Raw genomic sequence first — 21,873 nt, 5'->3', positions numbered from 1 at the left:
TTGCAGCCATGATCGACATCGACCTTGGCGAGGTGCGTAACTGGTTCGGCTTCGGTGTGGCCGGCAACTTCGCCGGCCATCTCGAGCAGGCAGGGGAGGCCGGGGATTTCGTCAAGGTCGTGACCGAAGGGTATGCGCCGAAAGGCATCTTCCCGTGGTACGCGCCCGGCCGGGACGACTTCCTGGGCGAGTTTCCGCTGTCCAGCGATGCCATCCTGCTGCCGGAGCCCGGTGCGGTTGACGGCCCGCTGAACCTGCAGATCGAGCCCGAGGTCGGGGTGGCCTGCCACGTGGTGTGGAACGGCGACACCGTGGTGCGGCTGGAGCCGTTCGCCCTCGGCGCCTTCAACGACTGCTCGATCCGCCGGCCCGGCGCACCGAAGATCAGCTACAAGAAGAACTGGGGGCCGGCCTCCAAAGGTGTTGCGCCGCAATTCTTCGAGATCAGCGACCTCACCCCGGACGGGCCGACCGCCACGATGCGGCTGGTCTGCTACCTGAGCGAGGACGACGGCCAACAGCACGCCTACGGGGTGGATTCACCGCTGGTCGGCTACTCGTATTACGGCGAGGTCCTGCTGGACTGGATCGTCGAACGGCTGGCCAATCAGAAGGGTTCGGCCGATACGCCGTTGGAGGACGTCGGTGCCCTCATGGTGGCCGGCGGGCACCCCGAGAACGTGCTGATCGGTATCGGTGCCACCCGCTACACACCGCTGGGCGAATCCACCTATCTCAAACCGGGGGACGAGGCCATCGTTCGGGTGTACGACAGCGCCTCCAGCGCGGCTTCCGAACTGCGGCAGGTCGTCTCGGCGCGCTAACCGCCGAGCAATTCCTCCAGGCGGGCGACGAACTCGTCAGGGCGGGCGGGGGTGAACGCGGGCTTCGGGTAAGTGCCCGGCACGTCGAGCGTGATCAGTGTCGAGCGCAGCGGCCGGTGCACATCCAGCGGTAGCCAGCGGCGCAGGTCGGTGCTGCCCCACAGCCGGAAGCGCTGCATCCACAATCCCAGTGGAGTGGCCTGGTAGCCGGTGATCGACCGAAGCGGAATCACTTTCGACGTTCCCGACGGGAAGTGATAGCGCCGCAAGGTGATCGCCTCGCGATCCAGCTGGACCAGGCCGTCGTCGTAGTACTGGCGCGGCGCCGCGGTCATTGCTTACTGCACCTCAACTCGTGCCCCTTGGTCGTCAGGCACTTGCCGTTCTCCAGGTTCCACTGCCAGCCGTGCAGATTGCAGGTGAGGGTATTGCCTTCCACCACGCCGAATTTCGAAAGATCGGCCTTCAGGTGCGGGCACCGGCGCTGGATTTCCCAGCCGTCCAGGGTGATCGATGAGGAATCGTCATGGGCCTCGGCGAACCAGCCGTCGGCGTAGGCGATGCGCTCATCGGTCAGACACTTGAAGAACGTGTACAGATACTCGTTGTAGCCGCCCACTCGCCACGCCGTGAACCGGGTGGACAGGAAGATGGTGTTCACCCAGTCGGGCTCGTTGTCGCGCAGCACCGTGCGCACCAGTTCGGGCGGGATGGCGAATCCGTAACGGAACTTCTCGTCGGCGATAGGTTCGCGCACAAGACGTTTCGGGAAATCCAGGACCACCGTCTCGCTGTGCTCGGGGCCGGACAGCTGCAGCTCCACCGGATAGCCGATGCCGTCACAGATCTGATCGGTCTGGCTCATGATCGGCTCGAACAGCGCCCGCAGCCCGGGCAGCAGGGGCTCGCCGGCCGCGGGTGCCCATGAGGCTTTCTCGGCAGCCAGCACCGGGGCCATGCGCTGGGCGAAGTCCTCGATGTAGGCGGCCTTGCCGGTGGTGAAGATGGTCTCCGGATCCTCGACCGGGTGGGTCAGTGAATCCAGTTGCGAGCCCGTGAAATCCGCGGTGCTACCGGGGATCATCAGCAGGCCGCCGTCGTGGCCGTGGCGCCGCATCTGATCCAGGAACACCACCTGGTCGGGGAAGATGTTCGCCGGATCGCCGTGGTCGTCGTTGAGATCGCGCAAACCGGGGTCCAGGAAGCAGGGCGGCCCGGCTGACGGGATCACCCAGGTGGCGCCGACCTGTGCGATGTACTGGCGGCACCGGTCCATCTGGCGTTGGCGCTTCTGGACGCCGAAGGCCTCCTTGGCGCGGGCGGGCATGTCGTAGACCATCGGGTACCAGATGGCCCCTGAGTACTGCAGCATGTGCACGTCGACCTGACCGAAGTCGGTGTGCACCATGTCAAGATCCACCGGGCGCGCGTCGTTCATGTTGAAAGCGACGGTCTCGCCGTCGTCGACCACCAGACCCGAGTCGCCGATCGGGCCGTCGGCCGGCGCGCGCAGCGCGACGATCATCACGTCGAGGTCGCCCTTGGGGCCGGTGACGGTGTGTTTGACCGAGTCGGTGGTCTCGAAGAACCGATGAAAGCCCAGCTTCTGCAGTTCGCGTTGCAGGTCGGGTACCGGGAAGTCGGGCAGCAGCACGACGGCGTCTTTGTTGACGTGGCGGCGCAGGTTCTCCGGGTCGAAGTGGTCCTTGTGCAGGTGCGACACGTACAGGTAGTCGACGTTGCCGAGCGTGTCCCAGTCGAGCCCGGTGTTATCGGGGAACGGGAACCATGAGGCGAAGTAGGCGGGGTTGACCCAGGGGTCGCACAAAATGCTGCCAGCCTTGGTCTCGATCAGGAAGCCGGCATGCCCGACGCTGGTGACCTGCACAAACAGCCTTTCGATGGAGTCCTTTGATGCCCGCCCAGCCTAGCCCGAGTTGGGTGATGCGCCGATCCGGGCTGGGATTAGGCTGGCCACGTGGAACCGGTGTACGGGACTGTCATACAACTCGCTCGGGCTGCCTGGCGTCTGCAGGGGCTGAAGTTCAACGTGACCGGGGTGGAGAACATCCCGGTCACCGGCGGTGCGGTGGTGGCCATCAACCACACCAGCTACTTCGACTTCACCTTCGCCGGCTTGCCTGCCTATCTGCAGAAGCGCGGTCGCAAGGTCCGGTTCATGGCGAAGAAGGAAGTCTTCGACAACAAGATCACCGGGCCGATCATGCGCAGCCTGCGCCACATCGAGGTGGATCGCGACAGCGGGGCCGCCTCGTTCGAGGCCGCCGTCGACTACCTCAAGGCCGGTGAGCTGGTCGGGGTGTATCCGGAAGCGACGATCAGCCGCAGCTTCGAGATCAAGGACTTCAAGTCCGGCGCGGCGCGGATGGCGATCGAGGCCGGGGTGCCGATCGTGCCGCACATCGTGTGGGGTGCACAGCGCATCTGGACCAAGGGCCGCCCGAAGAATCTGTACCGGCCCAAGGTGCCGATCTCCATTGCGGTGGGTGAGCCGATCCAGCCGACGCTGCCCGCCGCCGAACTCACCGCTCTGCTGCATTCACGCATGCAGCACTTGCTGGCCCAGGTGCAGGACGCCTACGGGCCGTATCCGCCCGGCGAGTTCTGGGTGCCGCACCGGCTCGGCGGCTCGGCGCCGACGCTGGCCGAGGCCAACCGGATGGATGCCGACGAGGCGGCCGCGAAGGCGGCCAGGAGAGCCGAGGCCGGACCCGAACCCACCGGGGCCCCGGGGTAAGCCCGCGTATGGAACCGGTTTTCCGAAGCTTGGAGATCGCCGCCGGGCTCGCAGTGCGGGCCACCGGAACCCGGATCACCTTTCGCGGGGTGGGCAATCTGCTCGCCACCGGCGGTGCTGTCATCGCCATCAACCACACCAGCTACGTGGACTTCCTGCCTGCCGCCATGGCCGCGACCGAACGCGGCCGCCGGATGCGGTTCATGATCAAGGCCGAGATGGAACAGGTGCAGCCTGTGGGCTACCTGATCAAACACACCGGCACGATCCCGGTGGACCGCAGAGCAGGCGCGGGCGCCTACGCGGCGGCGGTGGACGCGTTGCGCCGCGGCGAGCTGGTCGGGGTGTATCCGGAGGCCACGATCAGTCGCGCCTTCGAGCTCAAGGACTTCAAGACCGGTGCGGCGCGCATGGCCCTGGAGGCCGGTGTGCCGATCATTCCGCTGATCGTCTGGGGCGCGCAGCGCATCTGGACCAAGGACCACCCGAAGTCGCTGGGGCGCAAGAAAATTCCGGTGAGTGTGGTGGTGGGCGAGCCGATCACGGCGACGGGTCCGGTGGCCCAGATCGATGACACCCTGCGGGCCGGGATGTCGGCACTCCTGGACCTGGCTCAGCGGGACTATCCCGCGCCGGCGGGGGCATACTGGGTTCCCCACCGACTCGGTGGCAGTGCGCCGACACTGGCTGAGGCCAAGCGGCTGGACGAGGCCGAGTTGGCCGACCGCGCGCGCAAGCGTGCCGAGCGTGAAGCGACGGGAAAAAAGTGACAGGTGCCGAGCGGGCGCCGGGGCTGATCGCCACCGACGTGGACGGAACGCTGCTCGACGAGGACGAGAAGGTCACGCCGCGCACCCGTGCGGCGGTCCAGGCGGCGGTCGAGGCGGGCGCGACGTTCGTCCTGGCCACCGGACGGCCGCCCCGGTGGGTGGCGCCGGTGGTCGACGGACTGGGCCTGGCCCCGATGGCGGTGTGCGCCAACGGTGCCGTGATCTACGACCCGGCCACGGACCGCATCGTGTCGGCGCGCACGCTCTCGTCCGACGTGCTCGGTGAGCTCGCCGAGATCGCCACCCGGGTGATTCCGGGAGCGGGTCTGGCGGTGGAGCGGGTGGGCGCCTCCGCGCATGACGCGGCGACTCCGCAGTTCGTCAGCTCACCGGGGTACGAGCACGCCTGGCTCAATCCCGACAACACCGAGGTGTCGGTTGACGATCTGCTCAGTGCTCCCGCGGTCAAGCTGCTGATCCGAAAGGCCGGCGCGCGGAGTGCTGACATGGCTGCCGAGCTGCTCAAACACGTTGGTTTGCAAGGTGATATCACCTATTCGACCAACAACGGTCTGATCGAGGTGCTGCCGCTGGGGATCAGCAAGGCCACCGGTGTCGAGGAGTTGGCCGCTCCGCTGGGGCTCACCGCCGCCGATGTCGTGACCTTCGGCGACATGCCCAATGACATACCGATGCTGCGCTGGGCCGGGCGCGGTGTGGCGATGGGCAATGCCCACCCTGAGGCGGTGGACGCGGCCGACGAGGTCACCGTGACCAACGCCGAGGACGGGGTGGCCCGGGTGCTGGAACGCTGGTGGTCCTGACGCGCCGAGCGCTCAGGTGATCGGGGTGAAGCGCTCCAGCTGCACCGGCTGCTGATCGGGTGACGGCGGCGGCAGTTCCACCGGGACACCGTCGACCACACGGGTGACCGTGCCCTTCTCGCGGTCGAAGTTCAGCGTGCCGTGCTGGAAGTTCTGCACGATCCACTGGGGTTCGGGGATCTCGGAACTGGTCGGCAGGCCCAGCGCGCCGCGCTCGAAGCCGAGCGAGCCCCATGCCTCGTAGATGGCGCCGGTCACCGGTTCGGCGCCGCTCTCCGGTGACCAGTACACGGCGCCGTGCTCGAAGGTCGCGTAGCGGGTGGCGCCGGCACCGGCGGACTCCGGCGAGGTCGGGTTGCCCAGCAGTCCGTTCGCACCGCCTTCGGCCTGCCACCGGGCGTAGATCGCGCCGCCACGCATCTGTTCGGCCAGGTCCGCGGGGCCGGGTGGCTGGTTGAACCGGGCGGCGATGTCGCGGATGTGGTCCATCTGGGCGTAGGCGGCATTGCCGGGGCAGTCGGTGATACCGACGTCGCGGTGGGTGAAGATCGTCGGCAGGGTGGGGGTCGCTCCGCGCGGGAAGTGGGTGAAAGATCCGCCCGCGGAGGTGAGTACGACGGTGCCGCGCGGGTCGATGTGATCGAGGCCGAGTCGCCAGCCCAACAGCCGGCCGGTGTTGCGCACCTGGATCTCGGTGGGTGGCACGACGTCGAAATCGCCCAGCATCGCCACCCCCCAGGTGTCGATGTTGAAGCCGCCGGTGTGCGAACCCTCGACTGGCTTGTCCATGCCGCCGGCGCGGCCTTCGAACACCTGCCCGTACTTGTCGACCATGGCGTTGTAGGCGATGTCGCACCAGCCGAGCTCGCGGGTGTGGTACTCGTAGATCGACCGGATGATGCCTGCTGAATCCTCGGGGGCGTAGTCGTTGCTGCCCGCCGTGTGGTGCACGATGCCGGCCCGGATGCCCTTGTCGTACACCGTGTTTCCGCATCGCATCGACTCATCGGCACCCCACTGGGCCCGGCTGATGATGGTCGGCGGTTGGCCGGGGTTGATGGCGGCGATCGGTAGTGGTCCGACGTCGACGGGGGACTGGGGCGGGCTGATCAGCACCGCGGTGACGTTCTGGCCGATGGGCGCTTCGACGTTGGCGGGCACATAGCCGAGGGCCGGCTTGGCCGGCCGGGGCTTTCCGGGCGGCGGGGTGGGGGCCTGCGGTGCGCGGGTGACGGAGATCTGCACGGTGTTGGTGCGCCCGACGAACACCGGTTCGGTGCCCCGTGGGCCCGGGGTGTCGGCGCCGACGCCGTCGAGGTTCTCGGCCTGGTACCAGGGGCCCCAGGTGCCGTCGTCCTTGCGGGCCCGGACCCGGGCGGAGGTTCCGCGCAGGTCCGGTGAGGTGAGCGCGACCATCGAGAACGGGGTGTCCTGATGGATCTCGCGGACACTCTCGCCGACCGCGAGATTGTCGAGCGGTTGCTGTGTGAGTTGTGGTGCCGCGTCAGATGGATTGGGCTGTTTGCCATGTTCGGATCCGGCGATCGCCCAGGGCGCGATCACGACCGTCGCCGCAAGTGCGGTGAAGAGAATCGACGGCGCGGAACGGCGGGACTGCACGGACTGATGTTACGTATGAGTCAGATGTTGCGAATGTTTCGACACGGTCCCCGCGTGTCTTTCACAGGCAACGGCACCGCAGAGCCGATGGCTTCTGCGGTGCCGTTCTTCCAGTAGGGCCTTTGTTACGGGACCGGCGCGGGGGCCGGGGCCGGCGGCGGCACCGCGGCGGCCGGGGCCTTCATCGCCGAGGTGATCGCCGGCATGACCATGCCCTTGAGCAGGTCGATGGCCTGGCCGGCGCCGAGCTGGTTGGCAGCGCTGGACAGGTCGCCGAACAGCCCGCCACCGCCGCCGCCGGTGGCGGGCATCGCGGCCAGCGACGGATCGGCGCCCAGCAGCGGGTAGGTCCCCGCGCTGGGATCCAGCCCGATCGGAGCCGAGATCGGCACCTCGCCCGGGGCGCCCAGGCCGCCGAGGCCGCCGGAGAGCGACGGGTCGAGGCCCGTCGGCGAGGTCAGGCCCCCACCGCCCAGTCCAGCGGGGGTGGTGGTCAGCCCGCCCGGCACGGCGCCCGCCGGCGTCAGTGCCGGGTTGGTCAGCGAGCCGGTCGGCGCGGTGAGCGCCGGGTTGGTCAGCCCACCCGGTGCGGCCGGAAGGCCGGCCGTCGGCGAGGTCAAGCTCGGCGACAGACCGTTGGGGCTGATCAGCGAGGCGTCAGGCGAGGTCAGGCCGGGGGAGGTCAGTCCCGGTGACGTGAGCCCCGGTGACGTGAGTCCGGGCGAAGTGAGCCCGGGGTCGGTCAGGCCCGGTGCGGTGAGCCCCGGCGACGTCAGGCCCGGGGACGCCAGACCGGGTGACGTCAGCGTCGGCGAGCCGAGGGTCGGCGTCGGCGACGAGCCGGTCAGCAGGCTGTTCGGCATCGGCGGCAGGTTGATGCCGAACTGGGACAGGCCCTGCGACAGTGCGGACATCAGTTCACCGGGAAGGTCGGTGACCAGTGCGGCCTGGGTGAACTCGCGCTCCTGTGGCGCGGGGGAAAGCTGCGACATGGCAACTAGGGCGACTGGACTTGCGACTGCCACTGCGGCGACTGCGCTCATGGCTGTCGAGAGCTTGCGTCGACGGCGGTTCGGCACGGAAGTCTCCTCAATTTGTTGCTGCTCGGACGTGCACTTCACATAACTGGGTGGTGCATTCCTCTTGCTCCGTCGGCATTCCGGACCAGATGGTGTGAAGCCCATGAGTGCCAACGAGATCGATGTTAGGGCTGTGACTCATGGGTCTAAAGTGACGATATTGAATCGTGAGCGAATTGCGACCTGGGCCCTTCGTTGAATTCGGGGCACAGGGGCGTGGTCGGATACCCTGGCTGCCGATGACGTCCTTATCTCCCCGGGTCGCTACAGACCAGTCCAGCGGACATTTCGACTTATTCGTCGTCGGCTCCGGTTTCTTCGGTCTGACGATCGCTGAGCGCGTGGCGACGCAACTGGGCAAGCGTGTCCTTGTTATCGAACGCCGTCCGCATATCGGTGGTAACGCCTACTCGGAAGCCGAACCGCAGACCGGTATCGAGGTCCACAAGTACGGGGCCCACCTGTTCCACACGTCCAACCAACGGGTGTGGGACTACGTGCGGCAGTTCACCGACTTCACCGGCTATCAGCACCGCGTCTTCGCGATGCACGCCGGCCAGGCCTACCAGTTCCCGATGGGACTCGGCCTGGTCTCCCAGTTCTTCGGGCGCTACTTCACCCCGGACGAGGCCCGGGCGCTGATCAAGGAGCAGGCGAGCGAGATCGCCGGGCACGAGGCGGCCAACTTCGAGGAGAAGGCCATCTCGCTGATCGGCCGCCCGCTCTACGAAGCGTTCATGAAGCACTACACCGCCAAGCAGTGGCAGACCGACCCACGCGAGCTGCCGGCGGCCAACATCACCCGCCTGCCGGTGCGCTACACGTTCGACAACCGGTACTTCAACGACACGTACGAAGGTCTGCCGGTCGACGGGTACACCGCGTGGCTGCAGAACATGGCCGCCGACGACCGCATCGAGGTGCGGTTGGACACCGACTGGTTCGACGTGCGCGACGAACTCCGTGCGGCCAACCCTGACGCCCCGGTGGTCTACACCGGGCCCCTGGACCGCTACTTCGACTATTCCGAGGGCCGGCTCGGCTGGCGCACACTGGATTTCGAGCTCGAAGTGCTCGAGACCGGGGATTTTCAGGGCACCCCGGTGATGAACTACAACGACGCCGACGTGGACTACACCCGCATCCACGAGTTCCGCCATTTCCACCCCGAGCGGGACTACCCGTCCGACAAGACGGTGATCATGCGGGAATTCTCGCGATTCGCCGAAGTGGAAGACGAGCCGTACTACCCGATCAACACCGAGGCCGACCGTGCACTGCTGGGCGCCTACCGGGCCCGCGCCAAGGACGAGACCGCGTCGGCGAAGGTGCTCTTCGGCGGCCGGCTGGGCACCTACCAGTACCTCGACATGCACATGGCCATCGCCAGTGCGCTGAACATGTACGACAACACCCTGGCACCGCACCTGTCCGAGGGTGCACCGCTGGCTACCGAAGTGGAAAGCAGCAAAGCATGAGTGACATCCCATCCGGCGCGCTCGACGCCGGAGAATCGCGGGCCGTCAGTCTGCTGGCCCGCGTCATCCTGCCGCGACCGGGCGAGCCGCTGGACGTCCGTCAGCTCTACATCAAGGAATCGGACACCAATGCTCGTAGGGCACATGCGCCGACCCGCACCGCCCTGGAGATCGGCACCGAATCCGAGGTCTCGTTCGCCACGTACTTCAACGCCTTCCCGGCCAGCTACTGGCGGCGCTGGTCCAGCCTGAAATCGGTGGTGCTGCGCGTCGAGCTGACCGGCAGCGCCCGCGTCGACGTCTACCGGTCCAAGGCCACCGGCGCGCGGATCACCGTCGGCGGCGCCCCGGTGTCCAGTGGCGAGTCCACCGAACCCGCAGTGGTGGAATTCGAGATCGACCTGGCCCCCTTCGAGGACGGCGGCTGGATCTGGTTCGACATCACCACCAACTCCGCGGTGCGGGTGCACAGCGCCGGTTGGTACGCGCCCTCACCCGCGCCGGGCCGGGCCAACATCGCCGTCGGCATCCCGACCTTCAACCGGCCCTCGGACTGCGTCAATGCTCTGGCCGCCCTGACCTCGGATCCGTTGGTGGACGAGGTGGTCGGTGCGGTCATCGTGTCCGATCAGGGCACCAGCAAGGCCAAGGACCACCCCGGTTTCGAGCCCGCCGCGGCCGCGCTGGGCAACCGGCTCACGATCCACAACCAGCCCAACCTCGGCGGGTCCGGCGGCTACAGCCGGGTGATGTACGAGGCGCTGAAGAACACCGACTGTGAGCAGATCCTGTTCATGGACGACGACATCCGTATCGAACCCGATTCGATATTGCGTGCCCTGGCCATGAACCGGTTCGCCAAAGAGCCGATCCTGGTCGGCGGTCAGATGCTCAACCTGCAGGAGCCCTCGCACCTGCACATCATGGGCGAGATGGTGGACCGGGCGAACTTCATGTGGTCGGCGGCGCCGAACGCCGAGTACGACCACGATTTCGCCAAGCATGCGCTCGACGACGTCGAGTCCGACCGCAGCAAGCTGCTGCACCGCCGCGTCGACGTCGACTTCAACGGCTGGTGGATGTGCATGATCCCGCGGCAGGTCGCGGAGGAGCTCGGCCAGCCGGTGCCGTTGTTCATCAAGTGGGACGACGTCGAGTACGGCCTGCGCGCCGCCGAGCACGGCTACCGCACCGTCACCCTGCCGGGTGCGGCGATCTGGCACATGGCCTGGAGCGACAAGGACGACGCGATCGACTGGCAGGCCTACTTCCACCTGCGCAACCGGCTCGTGGTGTCGGCCATGCACTGGGACGGCGACGTCCGCGGGCTGATGGCCAGCCATCTCAAGGCGACGTTCAAACACCTTCTGTGCCTTGAATATTCGACTGTCGCCATTCAGAACCAGGCGATGGAGGATTTCCTGGCCGGCCCGGAGCACATCTTCTCCATCCTGGAGTCGGCCCTGCCCGACATCCGCGCGATGCGCCAGCAGTTCCCCGATGCCGTCGTGCTGGCCGGGGCCACCGAACTGCCGCCGGCCTCGGATCTCAAGCGCAGGAAGATCAGCATCCCGGTGTCCAAGCCGGCGATCCTGGTGAACCTGGCTCGCGGCGCGGTCCACCAACTGCGTAAGCACGATCCCGAGACCCACGTCCGGCCGCAGATCAACGTGGCCACCCAGGACGCCCGCTGGTTCTCGCTGTGCCGGGCCGACGGGGTCACCGTGACCACGGCCGATGGCCGCGGTGTGGTGTACCGGCAGCGCGATCGGGCCAAGATGTTCGCACTGCTGCGTGCCTCGCTGCGCCAGCAGTTGCGCGTGGTCCGTCAATTCGACCGGATGCGCAAGGTCTATCGTGAGGCGCTGCCGGTGCTGACCAGCACCCAGAAGTGGGAGACGGTGTTGCTGAGCGAGTCGGCGGAGAAAAACTGACATGACCGATGCCCCGCGCGGCGAGGACGCCGTGTTGGTCGCCGTGCAGTCCGCCCTGGCCACGCGGCCAGGCGTGCTGGCCGGCGCCCGTGCGCTGTCGCATTTCGGTGAGCACAGCCTGGGTTGGCTCGGGCTCGCGGCCGTCGGTGCCCTGGCCCAGCCCACCAAGCGCAAGTCATGGATCGCCGTGGGCGTCGGCGCCTTTGCCGCCCATGCCGCCGCGGTCCTGATCAAGCGGGTGGTGCGCCGGGAGCGGCCGCACCACCCCGACATCGCCGTGAACGTCGGGACACCGAGCCGGTTGAGTTTCCCGTCGGCACATGCCACCTCGACCGCCGCGGCGGCCGTGCTGCTGGCCCGGACCACGGGACTGCCGGTGCGGGCGCTGCTGGTCGTGCCGATGGCGCTGTCGCGCCTGGTGTTGGGCGTGCACTATCCCACCGACGTACTGACCGGCGTGGCCGTCGGGACGGTCGTGGGTTCTGTGGTCGGAAAAACTGCCGGTGTCGGGCAGAAGGAGACTGTGGCCAAATGAGTGAGGAAGCGCAGCCGGAGGCCGGGCCGCCGAAGAATCTGGCCGTCGGGCTGATCAAGGCGCTGCGGCCACGGCAGTGGATCAAGAACCTGCTGGTGCTCGCGGCGCCGTTGGCCGCCGTCGGCAGCGGAATCGAGTACAACTACGCCGACCTCGCCTTCAAGGCGTCGATCGCGTTCGTGGTGTTCTGCCTGGCCGCGTCGTCGATCTACCTGATCAACGACGCGCGTGACGTCGAGGCCGACCGTGCCCATCCCACGAAACGGTTCCGGCCGATCGCCGCGGGTGTGGTGCCGGAGTGGCTGGCCTACACGCTGGCGATCGTGCTCGGGCTGGCCTCGCTGGGTATCTCGTGGCTGCTGACACCGGATCTGGCACTGGTGATGGCGGTGTACATCGCGATCCAGTTGGCGTACTGCTTCGGGCTCAAGCACCAGGCGGTGCTCGACATCTGCATCGTGTCCTCGGGGTTCCTGCTCCGCGCGATCGCCGGTGGTGTGGCCGCCGATATCCCGCTGTCGCAGTGGTTCCTGTTGGTCATGGCCTTCGGCTCGCTGTTCATGGCGGCCGGAAAGCGTTATGCCGAGCTGCAACTGGCCGAGCGCACCGGTGCCAAGATCCGCAAGTCGCTGGAGAGTTACACCAGTAGCTACCTGCGTTTCGTGTGGACGTTGTCGGCCACCGCGATGGTGGTCTGCTACGGCCTGTGGGCGTTCGGGCGCGACAGTGCGAATGATGCGCTGGGGCTCGATGGCCAGGACGCTTCGTGGTACGCGATCACGATGGTTCCGTTCACGATCGCGATCCTGCGTTATGCGGTTGACATTGATGGTGGCATCGCCGGTGAGCCAGAGGAGATCGCGCTGAAAGACCGAGTGCTGCAGGTCCTGTTCCTGGCGTGGATCGGAACCATCGGTGCTGCCATCTACTTCAGCTGACCGAATTACTCTGCGCCGCCTGGCGGGCGGCGTGGGTGCCCGGTTGGCGCGCTGGCCGGTATTTCCGTACGACGTCACGGTGCGGATCAGCTTGTGGGTGAGCGTGGTCGTGGTCGCCGGCCTGTTCGGTTGGGGTGCCTGGCAGCGCCGCTGGATCGCCGACGACGGCCTGATCGTGCTGCGCACGGTGCGAAATCTGTTGGCGGGCAACGGTCCGGTCTTCAACGCGGGTGAGCGGATCGAGGCCAACACCTCCACGGTGTGGACCTACCTGGTGACGCTGGGCGCATGGCTCGGCGGCCCGGTCCGGATGGAGTACGTGGCCCTGGCGTTCGCGCTGACGCTGAGCGTGCTCGGCGTCGTGCTGGCGATGCTCGGAACCGGCCGGTTGTATGCCCCGAGCCTGCAGGGCCGCCGCGCACTGCTGCTGCCCGCTGGTGCACTGGTCTACATCGCGGTCCCGCCCGCCCGCGACTTCGCCACCTCGGGGCTCGAAAATGGTTTGGTGCTGGCCTATTTGGGTCTGCTGTGGTGGATGATGGTGTGCTGGTCGCAGGCTCTGCGCGCGGCTCCCAAAACGGTCGGTCGTGGCAGCCCGAAGACTGCGCCCAATCCGGTCTCGAGCCGGTACTTCGAGGGGGCACTGGCCACCGTCGCCGGGCTGAGCGTGCTGATCCGCCCCGAGCTGGCGCTGATCGGCGGTGGCGCGCTGGTCATGATGCTGATCGCGGCGCGCGGTTGGCGTCGCCGGGTCCTGATCGTGGTGGCCGGCGGACTGCTGCCGGTCGCCTACCAGATCTTCCGGATGGGTTACTACGGGCTGATGGTGCCGGGCACCGCGGTCGCCAAGGACGCGTCGGGATCCAAGTGGTCCCAGGGCCTGACCTATCTGACCAATTTCAACCAGCCGTACCTCCTGTGGGTACCGGTGATGCTGCTGGCCGCGCTCAGCGCCGTCCTGCTGACCACCAGGACCCGGCCGTGGTGGGTGCGCCATCAGGTGCCCCGCGGCTACGGCTGGCTGGCCCGGACCGTTCAAAGTCCGGCTGCCGTGGTGCTTTTCATGTTCCTCAGCGGGCTGCTGCAGGCGATCTACTGGGTGCGCCAGGGCGGCGACTTCATGCACGGCCGGGTGTTGCTGACGCCGCTCTTCTGCATGCTGATGCCCGTCGCGGTGATCCCCGTCGTGCTGCCCGACGGCACCAAGTTCACCAGGGAGACGGGTTACCTGCTCGCCGCGGCCACGAGCGTGCTGTGGGCCGCGGTGGTGGGCTGGTCGATCTGGGCGGCCAACTCGTCCGGCCTGGGCGCCGACGGTACGCGGGTCACCTACACCGGCATCGTCGACGAGCGCCGGTTCTACTCGCAGGCCACCGGTCACGCGCACCCGTTGACCGCCGCCGATTACCTGGACTACCCGCGCATGCGTGCGGTGCTGACGGCCATCAACAACACCCCCGACGGGGCACTGTTGTTGCCGTCGGGCAATTACGACGTGTGGGACGTCGTCCCGGCCTATCCGCCCCCGCCCGATCGCTCCCCGGCGGAACGGCGGGCGTTGGCTACCCCGCACACCGTGTTCTTCACCAACATGGGCATGCTGGGCATGAACGTCGGGCTCGACGTGCGGGTCATCGACCAGATCGGCCTGACGAACCCGCTGGCGATGCACACCCAACGGTTGACCGACGGCCGTATCGGCCACGACAAGAACCTGTTCCCGGACTGGGCGGTGGCCGAGGGGCCGTTCCTCAAGACCAGGCCCTACATCCCGGCTTATCTGGACGAGGAATGGATCGCCCAGGCCGAGGCGGCGCTGGCCTGCCCGGCCACCGAGTCGATGCTCAGCTCGGTGCGCGGCGAGATGACCCCGCGGCGGTTCCTGTCCAACCTCGCGCACGCTTACGAGTTCACGAAGTACCGGATCGACCGGGTGCCGCTCTATGACCTGAAGCGCTGCGGTCTACCGGTTCCCGGGCCCAAGAAGCCGCCGTACACGGGGATGCCGGCCACGGGGCCGTAAGGCTGTCTGAACTGAATCTGTGTGGTTGGTAACGCTGGGCGTGCTAGCGCCGATACCCAGACGAGCCTGTGCACAGATCTTGAATGGACGGTACGAAAAAACCGATGCTGACCTCTGGTGTCTCCGTCACGCGTCGATGGGGCCGGCGCCTTCTGACGGCTACCGCCGCGATCGCGATGCTGCCCGCTGTCGGGGCGCTCGCCGCTGCGCCGCCTGCCGGGGCGTTCTCCCGCGAGGGGCTGCCCGTCGAGTACCTCGACGTGTATTCGCCGTCGATGGGGCGCAGCATCCGCGTGCAGTTCCAGGGTCCGGCATCGGCGACCGCCCCGGCGAGCACCACAGAAGGGGCGCAGGCCCAGCCCGCCCCGGCGACTTCGCCCAGCGGGCCGAGCAAGGCGGTCTACCTGCTGGACGGCATGCGCGCGCAGGATGACCTCAGCGGCTGGGACATCAACACCCCCGCGTTCGAGTGGTTCTACGGTTCCGGCCTCTCGACGGTGATGCCCGTCGGCGGGCAGTCCAGCTTCTACAGCGACTGGTATTCGCCGTCGACTCTGAACAAGCAGACCTATACCTATAAATGGGAGACGTTCCTCACACAGGAGCTACCGGCCTATCTGGCCGCCAACAAGCAGGTGTCCGCGACGGGCAACGCCGTGGTCGGGTTGTCCATGTCGGGCAGTGCCGCGTTGATCCTGTCGGCCTATCACCCAGGTCAGTTCAGTTACGCCGCGTCGCTGTCGGGATTCCTCAACCCGTCGTCACTGCTCATGCAGCAGGCGATCCGTGTGGCCATGCTCGACGCGGGTCGCTACAACGTCGACAACATGTGGGGTCTGCCCTGGGACGGCGCCTGGAAGCGCAACGACCCCGTCAAGCAGGTGGCCAAGATCGTGGCCAACGGCACGCGGCTGTGGGTGTACTGCGCACCCGGCGGCGCCACCGGGCTCGACGAGGGCTCCGACCCGAACCTCGCGATGAGCGCCAGCAGTCTGGAGACGCTGGCGATCAAGAGCAACAAGGACTTTCAGGAGGCCTACACCAAGGCGGGCGGCGGCAACGCGAGCTTCCATTTCCCGTCGGCGGGTAACCATGCCTGGCCGTACTGGGCGGCTCAGTTGCAGGCCCTGAAACCAGACCTGATCGCGACCATCAACGGCTGAGGGGCGACCAGGGACGACAACTGCTGAAGAGAAGCATCACGCATTCGTGTGGTTGACTACACGGGCACGTGAGCCGCTTACGTCGGTCCTGACATCGATGTGCGGAATACGAAGAAGAGATTCAGATAGGGAGCGGTATGAAGTTCGTTGGGAAGATGCGCGGCTTGTCGCGCCGGCTGACGGTCGCGGCAGCGGCAGCGGCCGTGCTGCCTGGCCTGGTTGGCGTCGTGGGCGGCTCGGCGACCGCCGGAGCCTGGTCTCGACCTGGCCTACCGGTCGAGTACCTCGAAGTTCCGTCGGCAGCGATGGGGCGTGACATCAAGGTCGAGTTCCAGAGCGGTGGAGCGGGTGCACCTGCGCTGTACCTGCTCGACGGTATGCGCGCTCGCGAAGACCAGAACGGGTGGGACATCGAACTCCCGACGTTCGAGTGGTTCCTGAACTCGGGCATCTCGGTTGTCATGCCGGTCGGTGGCCAGTCCAGCTTCTACACCGACTGGTACAAGCCGGCGTGTGGCAGCAAGGACGGCGGCTGCAAGACCTACAAGTGGGAGACCTTCCTGACCCAGGAGCTCCCGGCGTACCTGGCGGCCAACAAGGACGTGAAGTCGACCGGCAGTGCTGTGGTCGGTCTGTCGATGGCCGGTTCGTCGGCGCTCATGCTGTCGGCTCGCCACCCGGATCAGTTCATCTACGCGTCCTCGCTGTCGGGCACGTTGAACCCGTCTGAGGGCTGGTGGCCGATGCTGATCGGTGTCTCGATGGGTGACGCCGGTGGCTACAAGGCCGATGACATGTGGGGTTCGACGGGCGACCCGAACAACGCCTGGAAGGCCAACGACCCGACGGAGAACGTCGCGACCCTGGCCAACAACGGCACCCGTCTCTGGGTGTACTGCGGTAACGGCAAGCCGGGCGAGCTGGGCGGCGCCGACATGCCCGCGAAGTTCCTCGAGGGCTTCGTCTGCCGGACGAACTCCACCTTCCAGGAGAAGTACATCGCGGCCGGTGGCAAGAACGCCGTGTTCAACTTCCCGCAGAGCGGTACGCACAACTGGGCCTACTGGGGCCAGCAGCTGCAGGCCATGAAGCCTGACCTGCAGCGCGTCCTGGGTGCCACCCCGACCGCCTGAGCGGCCGGATAGATATACGGACGACGGCGGCGATCCTCACGGATCGCCGCCGTCAGCCGTTTCTGGGCCCCTGCTGTGGTTGCGATGTGGTTCACTACAACGCGGGTTACGTGTGCGGGGGCACTTTCGAACGACCGGCAGCATGAGAGGTTGATGATGAGACGTGCGTTGAGTCTGATGCGGGCGATGCTGCTGGCCCTGTTGGCCCCAGTGCTCGGTACTGCCCTCTGGGCCGTGTCGGCGACGACGAGTGCCCCGGCCCGGGCTGACGGTGTCGAATACCTGATGGTCCCGTCGGCCGCGATGGGCCGCGACATCCCGGTGGCATTCCAGGGTGGCGGGCCGCACGCGGTGTTCCTGCTCGACGCGTTCAACGCGGCCCCTGACGTGAGCAACTGGGTCAACGCCGGCCATGCGATGTCGACTCTGGCCGGCCGCGGCATCTCGGTGGCGGCCCCGGCCGGCGGAGCCTGGAGCCTCTACACCAACTGGGAGCAGGACGGCAGCAAGCAGTGGGAGACCTTCCTGTCCGCCGAGCTGCCGGACTGGCTGGCCGCCAACAAGGGTCTGGCCCCGAACGGGCACGGGATCGTCGGCGCCTCGCAGGGCGGTACCGCGGCGGTGACGCTGGCCGCATTCCACCCCGACCGGTTCCGCTTCGCCGGATCGCTCTCGGGTTTCCTGACCCCCTCGGCTACCACCGTCAACGGTGCGATCACCGACGGGATGGCGAAGTTCGGCGGCGTGGACAGCTACGGGATGTGGGGAGCCCCACAGCTCGGCCGCTGGAAGTGGCATGACCCCGACGTTCACGTGCAATTGCTGGCCGACGCCAACACCCGGTTGTGGGTGTACAGCCCGGCCGCGCTGACATGCAGCGATCCGGCCGCGATGATCGGGGTCTGCGATCTGGCGCAGGGCAGCAACCGGTCGTTCTACCAGCATTACCGTTCCGTCGGCGGCAGCAACGGGCACTTCGACATGCCCGCCGGCGGCCAGCACGACTGGGGCAGCTGGGCCCCGCAGCTGGCGCAGATGTCGGGCGAACTGGTCGCGACCATCAAGTAGAAGGTCGCTGGAACTGCGAATCAGCTGCGCCGGGACACTTTTCACCAGCCGGTACGGTGGAAGCGTGCAGCACTCGGTACGGTCGGCCGCCCTGGTGGTAGCGGTGTCCGCTGCGTCGTTGCTCACGGCATGCGATGCGGGCGGTGACATCATGGCGCCGCTGGCTCTGCCCACCTCACAGATCAACGGCGCGCAGCCGCAGGCGGTGTCTGCGCAGCCTCTCCCACACCGCAGCGGTGATCTGGCCGTCACTTCGCAGCAGCGCACCTACCTCGACGAGCTCAAGGCCGCCGGGATCACCCCGTCCAGTGAGCTGCTGGCGTTGTCGATCGGGTCGTACGTGTGCCAGGGCCGCGCCGCCAAGCAGGATGACCAGGCAGTGCGAGAATTCGTCCTGCCGCTGGTGCGCAGCGATGTCCGGGCGGCCCATTCCGGTCAGGAAAGCCCGACACCTGGCGAGATCGACACCGCCGCCACCGACTACATCCGAACCGCCACCGAACATCTCTGCTGAGAAGCAGATCACCGCACCGCACGCGAGGAGCCCCAGTAACCCATGGCCAAAAATGCCAGCCGCCGGAAGCGTCACCGCATCCTGGCCCTGATCGCTGCCGCGGTGATGGCTCTCGTCGTGGTGCTCGTGGTGACGATGGTCGTGATCTACATGCGGCGTCCCGAAACCCCGTCGGTGCCGCCGTCAGCCCAGCCCCCGGCCGGGGTGCCGGGTCCGTCGGCGACGCGTAAGCCGCGCCCGGAGTTCCAGTCCGCCGACTGCCCCGACGTGATGCTGGTCTCGATTCCAGGCACCTGGGAGTCCTCGCCGCAGGACGACCCGTTCAACCCGACGCAGTTCCCGCTGTCGCTCATGAGCAACGTGAGCCGGCCGATGGCCGAGCAGTTCGGGACGGACCGCCTCGAGGTCTACACGGTTCCCTACACCGCGCAGTTCCATAACCCGTTCTCCGCCGACAAGCAGATGTCGTACAACGACAGCCGGGCGGAGGGAAAGCGCACCGCGGTCAAGGTGATGACGGATATGAACGACCGCTGCCCGCTGACCAGCTACGTGATCGCCGGCTTTTCGCAGGGCGCGGTGATCGGCGGTGACCTGGCCAGCGACATCGGCAACGGCCGCGGCCCGGTCGACGAGGACCTCGTGCTGGGTGTGACGCTGATCGCCGACGGCCGCCGTGAACTCGGCGTCGGGCAGGACGTCGGCCCCAATCCGCCGGGGCAGGGTGCCGAGATCACGCTGCACGAACTGCCGGTGCTGTCCGAGATGGGCCTGACGATGACGGGCCCGCGGCAGGGCGGATTCGGTGCGCTGAACAACCGGACCAACCAGATCTGCGGCAAGGGCGATCTGATCTGCTCGGCGCCTGAGGAGGCGTTCTCGATCTTCAACCTGCCCAAGACCCTGGAGACACTGACCGGCAGTGCGGCCGGGCCGGTGCATGCCCTGTACAACACCCCGCAGTTCTGGGTGGAAAACGGGCAGACCGCCACACAGTGGACGCTGAGCTGGGCCAAAGACATGGTGGACAACGCGCCGCACCCCAAGCACGGTTGACACCGAACACGCCCGGGTCACGACTCGCGCGGCGGATTTGGTCGGGACCATCACGGTCCCTTAACATTAAGAGAAAAATAAGAGCATCGCGCGTGAGTAGTGGGTTTGATAGAGCCGTCAGCTGATTCGTGGGCGCGGATCGGCAGCCCGGTACGATCGTCCGGGTTTGGGTACGTACCGGCCGCCGAGTGGCTGCGACGCACCGCCAGTGACGTGCGCCAACGCGACGAGTACCGCTCTGACAGGAGAGTTATATGCCGTTCATCAATCCGTTCATCAAGGACGGTCAGATCAAGTTCCCTGACGGCGCCAGCATCGTCGAGCACGTCGAGCGTTGGGCCAGGGTTCGTGCTGACAAGCTGGCATACCGCTTCCTGGACTTCTCGACCGAACGTGACGGCGTCGCCCGCGACCTGACCTGGGCCCAGTTCAGCGCCCGGAACAAGGCAGTGGCCGCCCGGCTTCAGCAGGTCACCCAGCCCGGTGACCGCGTCGCCATTCTGTGCCCGCAGAATCTCGACTACCTCGTCGCCTTCTTCGGCGCGCTCTACGCCGGCCGCGTCGCGGTGCCGCTGTTCGACCCGTCCGAGCCCGGACACGTCGGCCGCCTACATGCGGTGCTGGACGACTGCCACCCGTCGGCGATCCTGACCACCACCGATGCCGCCGAGGGCGTCCGCAAGTTCTTCCGCAGCCGGCCGGCCAACCAGCGTCCCCGGGTCATCGCCGTCGACGCCGTGCCCGATGACGTCGCCGCCACCTGGGTCCACTTCAAGGACGTCGACGAGAGCACCATCGCCTACCTCCAGTACACCTCCGGATCGACCCGGATCCCGACCGGTGTGCAGATCACCCACCTGAACATGGCCACCAACGTGGTGCAGATCGTCGAGGCGCTCGAAGGTGAGGAGGGCGATCGCGGCCTGTCCTGGCTGCCGTTCTTCCACGACATGGGTCTGGTCACCGGGCTGATCGCCCCGATGATCGGCCACTACTTCACCTTCATGACCCCGGCCGCCTTCGTGCGCCGGCCCGAGCGCTGGATCCGGGAGATGGCCCGCAAGGAAGGCGACACCGGCGGTGTCATCTCGGTGGCCCCGAACTTCGCGTTCGACCACGCCGCGGCCCGCGGTGTCCCCAAGGATGGCGCGCCGCTCGACTTGTCCAATGTGAAGGCTGTGCTCAACGGCAGCGAGCCGATCTCGGCGGCCACGGTGCGCCGGTTCAACGAGGCGTTCAGCCCGTTCGGCTTCCCGGCCAAGGCCATCAAACCGTCCTACGGTCTGGCCGAGGCAACGTTGATGGTGTCGACCACACCGGCCGCCGAAGAGCCGAAGATCATCTCCGTCGACCGCGACGAGCTCAACAGCGGCCGCATCGTCGAGGTGGACGGCGATTCGATCAAGGCGGTTGCCCAGGCATCGGCCGGCAGGGTCGGCGTCTCGGAGTGGGCCGTCATCGTGGACGCCGAGAGCGCGACGGAGCTGCCCGACGGACAGGTCGGCGAGATCTGGATGAGCGGCCAGAACATGGGCACCGGGTATTGGGGCAAGCCCGAAGAATCGATCGAGGTTTTCCAGAACACCCTCAAATCGCGGACCAGCCCGTCACACGCCGAGGGTGCTGAAGACGACGCCACCTGGGTCCGCACCGGCGATTTCGGTGCCTTCTACGACGGTGACCTCTACATCACCGGCCGCGTGAAGGATCTGGTGATCATCGACGGCCGCAACCACTACCCGCAGGACCTGGAGTACTCGGCGCAGGAGGCCAGCAAGGCGCTGCGCACCGGGTATGTCGCGGCCTTCTCGGTGCCGGCCAACCAGCTGCCCGACGAGGTGTTCGAGAACGCGCACGCGGGGCTGCACCGTGACGCCGACGACAGCTCCGAGCAGCTGGTCATCGTCGCCGAGCGGGCGCCCGGCTCTCACAAGCTCGAAGTCGGCCCGATCACCGACGACATCCGCGCGGCGATCGCCGTGCGCCACGGCGTCACCGTGCGCGACGTGCTGCTGACCGCGGCGGGCGCCATCCCGCGTACCTCCAGCGGCAAGATCGGCCGCCGGGCCTGCCGCTCCGCATATCTGGACGGCAGCCTGCGCACCGGGAAGATCGCGAACGCGTTCCCCGACGAGACGGACTAACCGAACCTCTAA

The 21,873-nt window shown here is 67.2% G+C and carries 19 protein-coding genes; 15 read left to right on the top strand and 4 right to left on the bottom strand.

Translation table 11 applies throughout. The features are described from left to right. Positions 1-8: 8 nt before the first annotated feature. Positions 9-824 carry a DUF5718 family protein gene (locus ACWEFV_RS20215; protein ID WP_450071452.1) on the top strand — a complete coding sequence of 272 codons (816 nt, stop codon included), beginning with the start codon at positions 9-11 and terminating at the stop codon, positions 822-824. Here ACWEFV_RS20215 and ACWEFV_RS20210 read toward each other — a convergent pair. Beyond that, complete coding sequence (locus ACWEFV_RS20210; RefSeq protein WP_135459444.1) at positions 821-1,159, bottom strand: hypothetical protein; 339 nt, start codon at positions 1,157-1,159, stop codon at positions 821-823. The two genes, ACWEFV_RS20215 and ACWEFV_RS20210, sit on opposite strands and share 4 nt — an antisense overlap. Further along, positions 1,156-2,712 (bottom strand): Rieske 2Fe-2S domain-containing protein, encoded by a 1,557-nt coding sequence (locus ACWEFV_RS20205; RefSeq protein WP_450071451.1) that lies wholly within the window; start codon positions 2,710-2,712, stop codon positions 1,156-1,158. Before ACWEFV_RS20205 ends, ACWEFV_RS20210 begins: the two co-directional genes overlap by 4 nt. A gap of 90 nt (positions 2,713-2,802) precedes the next feature. Between ACWEFV_RS20205 and ACWEFV_RS20200 the strand changes: the two genes are divergently transcribed. The 3 genes from ACWEFV_RS20200 to ACWEFV_RS20190 are packed head-to-tail and all read left to right on the top strand — an operon-like array spanning position 2,803 to position 5,176. After that, positions 2,803-3,582, top strand: coding sequence for a lysophospholipid acyltransferase family protein (locus ACWEFV_RS20200; protein WP_450071450.1), 780 nt, complete (start codon positions 2,803-2,805; stop codon positions 3,580-3,582). An 8-nt stretch (positions 3,583-3,590) separates the two neighbouring features. Further along, a complete protein-coding gene (locus ACWEFV_RS20195) occupies positions 3,591-4,352 on the top strand; it encodes a lysophospholipid acyltransferase family protein (protein WP_450071449.1) in 762 nt (253 codons plus the stop codon). After that, complete coding sequence (locus ACWEFV_RS20190) at positions 4,349-5,176, top strand: HAD family hydrolase (protein WP_135459440.1); 828 nt, start codon at positions 4,349-4,351, stop codon at positions 5,174-5,176. Before ACWEFV_RS20195 ends, ACWEFV_RS20190 begins: the two co-directional genes overlap by 4 nt. Positions 5,177-5,188: 12 nt before the next feature. Here ACWEFV_RS20190 and ACWEFV_RS20185 read toward each other — a convergent pair whose 3' ends face one another. Beyond that, a complete protein-coding gene (locus ACWEFV_RS20185) occupies positions 5,189-6,796 on the bottom strand; it encodes an N-acetylmuramoyl-L-alanine amidase (protein ID WP_450071448.1) in 1,608 nt (535 codons plus the stop codon). A gap of 125 nt (positions 6,797-6,921) precedes the next feature. Further along, positions 6,922-7,875, bottom strand: coding sequence for a hypothetical protein (locus tag ACWEFV_RS20180; protein ID WP_135459438.1), 954 nt, complete (start codon positions 7,873-7,875; stop codon positions 6,922-6,924). Positions 7,876-8,114: 239 nt separating this feature from the next. On the opposite strand from ACWEFV_RS20180, the gene glf reads away from it, so the two are divergent. From glf to fadD32, 11 genes are all read left to right on the top strand, one after another. After that, complete coding sequence (glf, locus tag ACWEFV_RS20175; protein WP_135459437.1) at positions 8,115-9,353, top strand: UDP-galactopyranose mutase; 1,239 nt, start codon at positions 8,115-8,117, stop codon at positions 9,351-9,353. Continuing rightward, positions 9,350-11,287 (top strand): glycosyltransferase, encoded by a 1,938-nt coding sequence (locus ACWEFV_RS20170; protein WP_450071447.1) that lies wholly within the window; start codon positions 9,350-9,352, stop codon positions 11,285-11,287. Before glf ends, ACWEFV_RS20170 begins: the two co-directional genes overlap by 4 nt. A 1-nt stretch (position 11,288) precedes the next feature. Next, entirely contained in the window at positions 11,289-11,822 is a 534-nt protein-coding gene (locus tag ACWEFV_RS20165) for a phosphatase PAP2 family protein (RefSeq protein ID WP_135459435.1), read from the top strand. Beyond that, complete coding sequence (locus tag ACWEFV_RS20160) at positions 11,819-12,760, top strand: decaprenyl-phosphate phosphoribosyltransferase (RefSeq protein WP_135459434.1); 942 nt, start codon at positions 11,819-11,821, stop codon at positions 12,758-12,760. Before ACWEFV_RS20165 ends, ACWEFV_RS20160 begins: the two co-directional genes overlap by 4 nt. Further along, a complete protein-coding gene (gene zomB, locus ACWEFV_RS20155) occupies positions 12,738-14,783 on the top strand; it encodes a flagellar motor control protein ZomB (RefSeq protein ID WP_450071446.1) in 2,046 nt (681 codons plus the stop codon). The genes ACWEFV_RS20160 and zomB overlap by 23 nt, the downstream gene beginning before the upstream one ends. Before the next feature lie 104 nt (positions 14,784-14,887). Next, positions 14,888-15,946 (top strand): esterase family protein, encoded by a 1,059-nt coding sequence (locus ACWEFV_RS20150; RefSeq protein ID WP_450071445.1) that lies wholly within the window; start codon positions 14,888-14,890, stop codon positions 15,944-15,946. A gap of 137 nt (positions 15,947-16,083) precedes the next feature. After that, a complete protein-coding gene (locus ACWEFV_RS20145; RefSeq protein ID WP_135459432.1) occupies positions 16,084-17,079 on the top strand; it encodes an esterase family protein in 996 nt (331 codons plus the stop codon). Positions 17,080-17,235: 156 nt separating this feature from the next. Next, complete coding sequence (locus ACWEFV_RS20140; protein WP_450071444.1) at positions 17,236-18,147, top strand: alpha/beta hydrolase-fold protein; 912 nt, start codon at positions 17,236-17,238, stop codon at positions 18,145-18,147. Between the two features lie 64 nt (positions 18,148-18,211). Continuing rightward, positions 18,212-18,661, top strand: a complete 450-nt coding sequence (locus ACWEFV_RS20135) for a hypothetical protein (RefSeq protein WP_450071443.1) — start codon at positions 18,212-18,214, stop codon at positions 18,659-18,661. A 42-nt stretch (positions 18,662-18,703) separates the two neighbouring features. Further along, complete coding sequence (gene culp6, locus ACWEFV_RS20130; RefSeq protein ID WP_450071442.1) at positions 18,704-19,717, top strand: carboxylesterase Culp6; 1,014 nt, start codon at positions 18,704-18,706, stop codon at positions 19,715-19,717. A gap of 254 nt (positions 19,718-19,971) precedes the next feature. Then, entirely contained in the window at positions 19,972-21,861 is a 1,890-nt protein-coding gene (fadD32, locus tag ACWEFV_RS20125; protein ID WP_135459428.1) for a long-chain-fatty-acid--AMP ligase FadD32, read from the top strand. The last annotated feature ends 12 nt before the right edge of the window (positions 21,862-21,873 follow it).

The organism is Mycobacterium sp. NPDC004974 (assembly GCF_053600815.1).
This window is presented reverse-complemented; position numbering and strand designations above follow the sequence as displayed.

Bases quoted from the DNA above. Each gene is read 5' to 3' on its own strand.
- ACWEFV_RS20150 (WP_450071445.1), top strand. From the start codon at position 14,888: ATGCTGACCTCTGGTGTCTCCGTCACGCGTCGATGGGGCCGGCGCCTT.
- ACWEFV_RS20140 (WP_450071444.1), top strand. From the start codon at position 17,236: ATGAGACGTGCGTTGAGTCTGATGCGGGCGATGCTGCTGGCCCTGTTG.
- ACWEFV_RS20165 (WP_135459435.1), top strand. From the start codon at position 11,289: ATGACCGATGCCCCGCGCGGCGAGGACGCCGTGTTGGTCGCCGTGCAG.
- ACWEFV_RS20210 (WP_135459444.1), bottom strand. From the start codon at position 1,159: ATGACCGCGGCGCCGCGCCAGTACTACGACGACGGCCTGGTCCAGCTG.
- ACWEFV_RS20195 (WP_450071449.1), top strand. From the start codon at position 3,591: ATGGAACCGGTTTTCCGAAGCTTGGAGATCGCCGCCGGGCTCGCAGTG.
- fadD32 (WP_135459428.1), top strand. From the start codon at position 19,972: ATGCCGTTCATCAATCCGTTCATCAAGGACGGTCAGATCAAGTTCCCT.
- glf (WP_135459437.1), top strand. From the start codon at position 8,115: ATGACGTCCTTATCTCCCCGGGTCGCTACAGACCAGTCCAGCGGACAT.
- culp6 (WP_450071442.1), top strand. From the start codon at position 18,704: ATGGCCAAAAATGCCAGCCGCCGGAAGCGTCACCGCATCCTGGCCCTG.
- ACWEFV_RS20145 (WP_135459432.1), top strand. From the start codon at position 16,084: ATGAAGTTCGTTGGGAAGATGCGCGGCTTGTCGCGCCGGCTGACGGTC.
- ACWEFV_RS20160 (WP_135459434.1), top strand. From the start codon at position 11,819: ATGAGTGAGGAAGCGCAGCCGGAGGCCGGGCCGCCGAAGAATCTGGCC.
- ACWEFV_RS20170 (WP_450071447.1), top strand. From the start codon at position 9,350: ATGAGTGACATCCCATCCGGCGCGCTCGACGCCGGAGAATCGCGGGCC.
- ACWEFV_RS20215 (WP_450071452.1), top strand. From the start codon at position 9: ATGATCGACATCGACCTTGGCGAGGTGCGTAACTGGTTCGGCTTCGGT.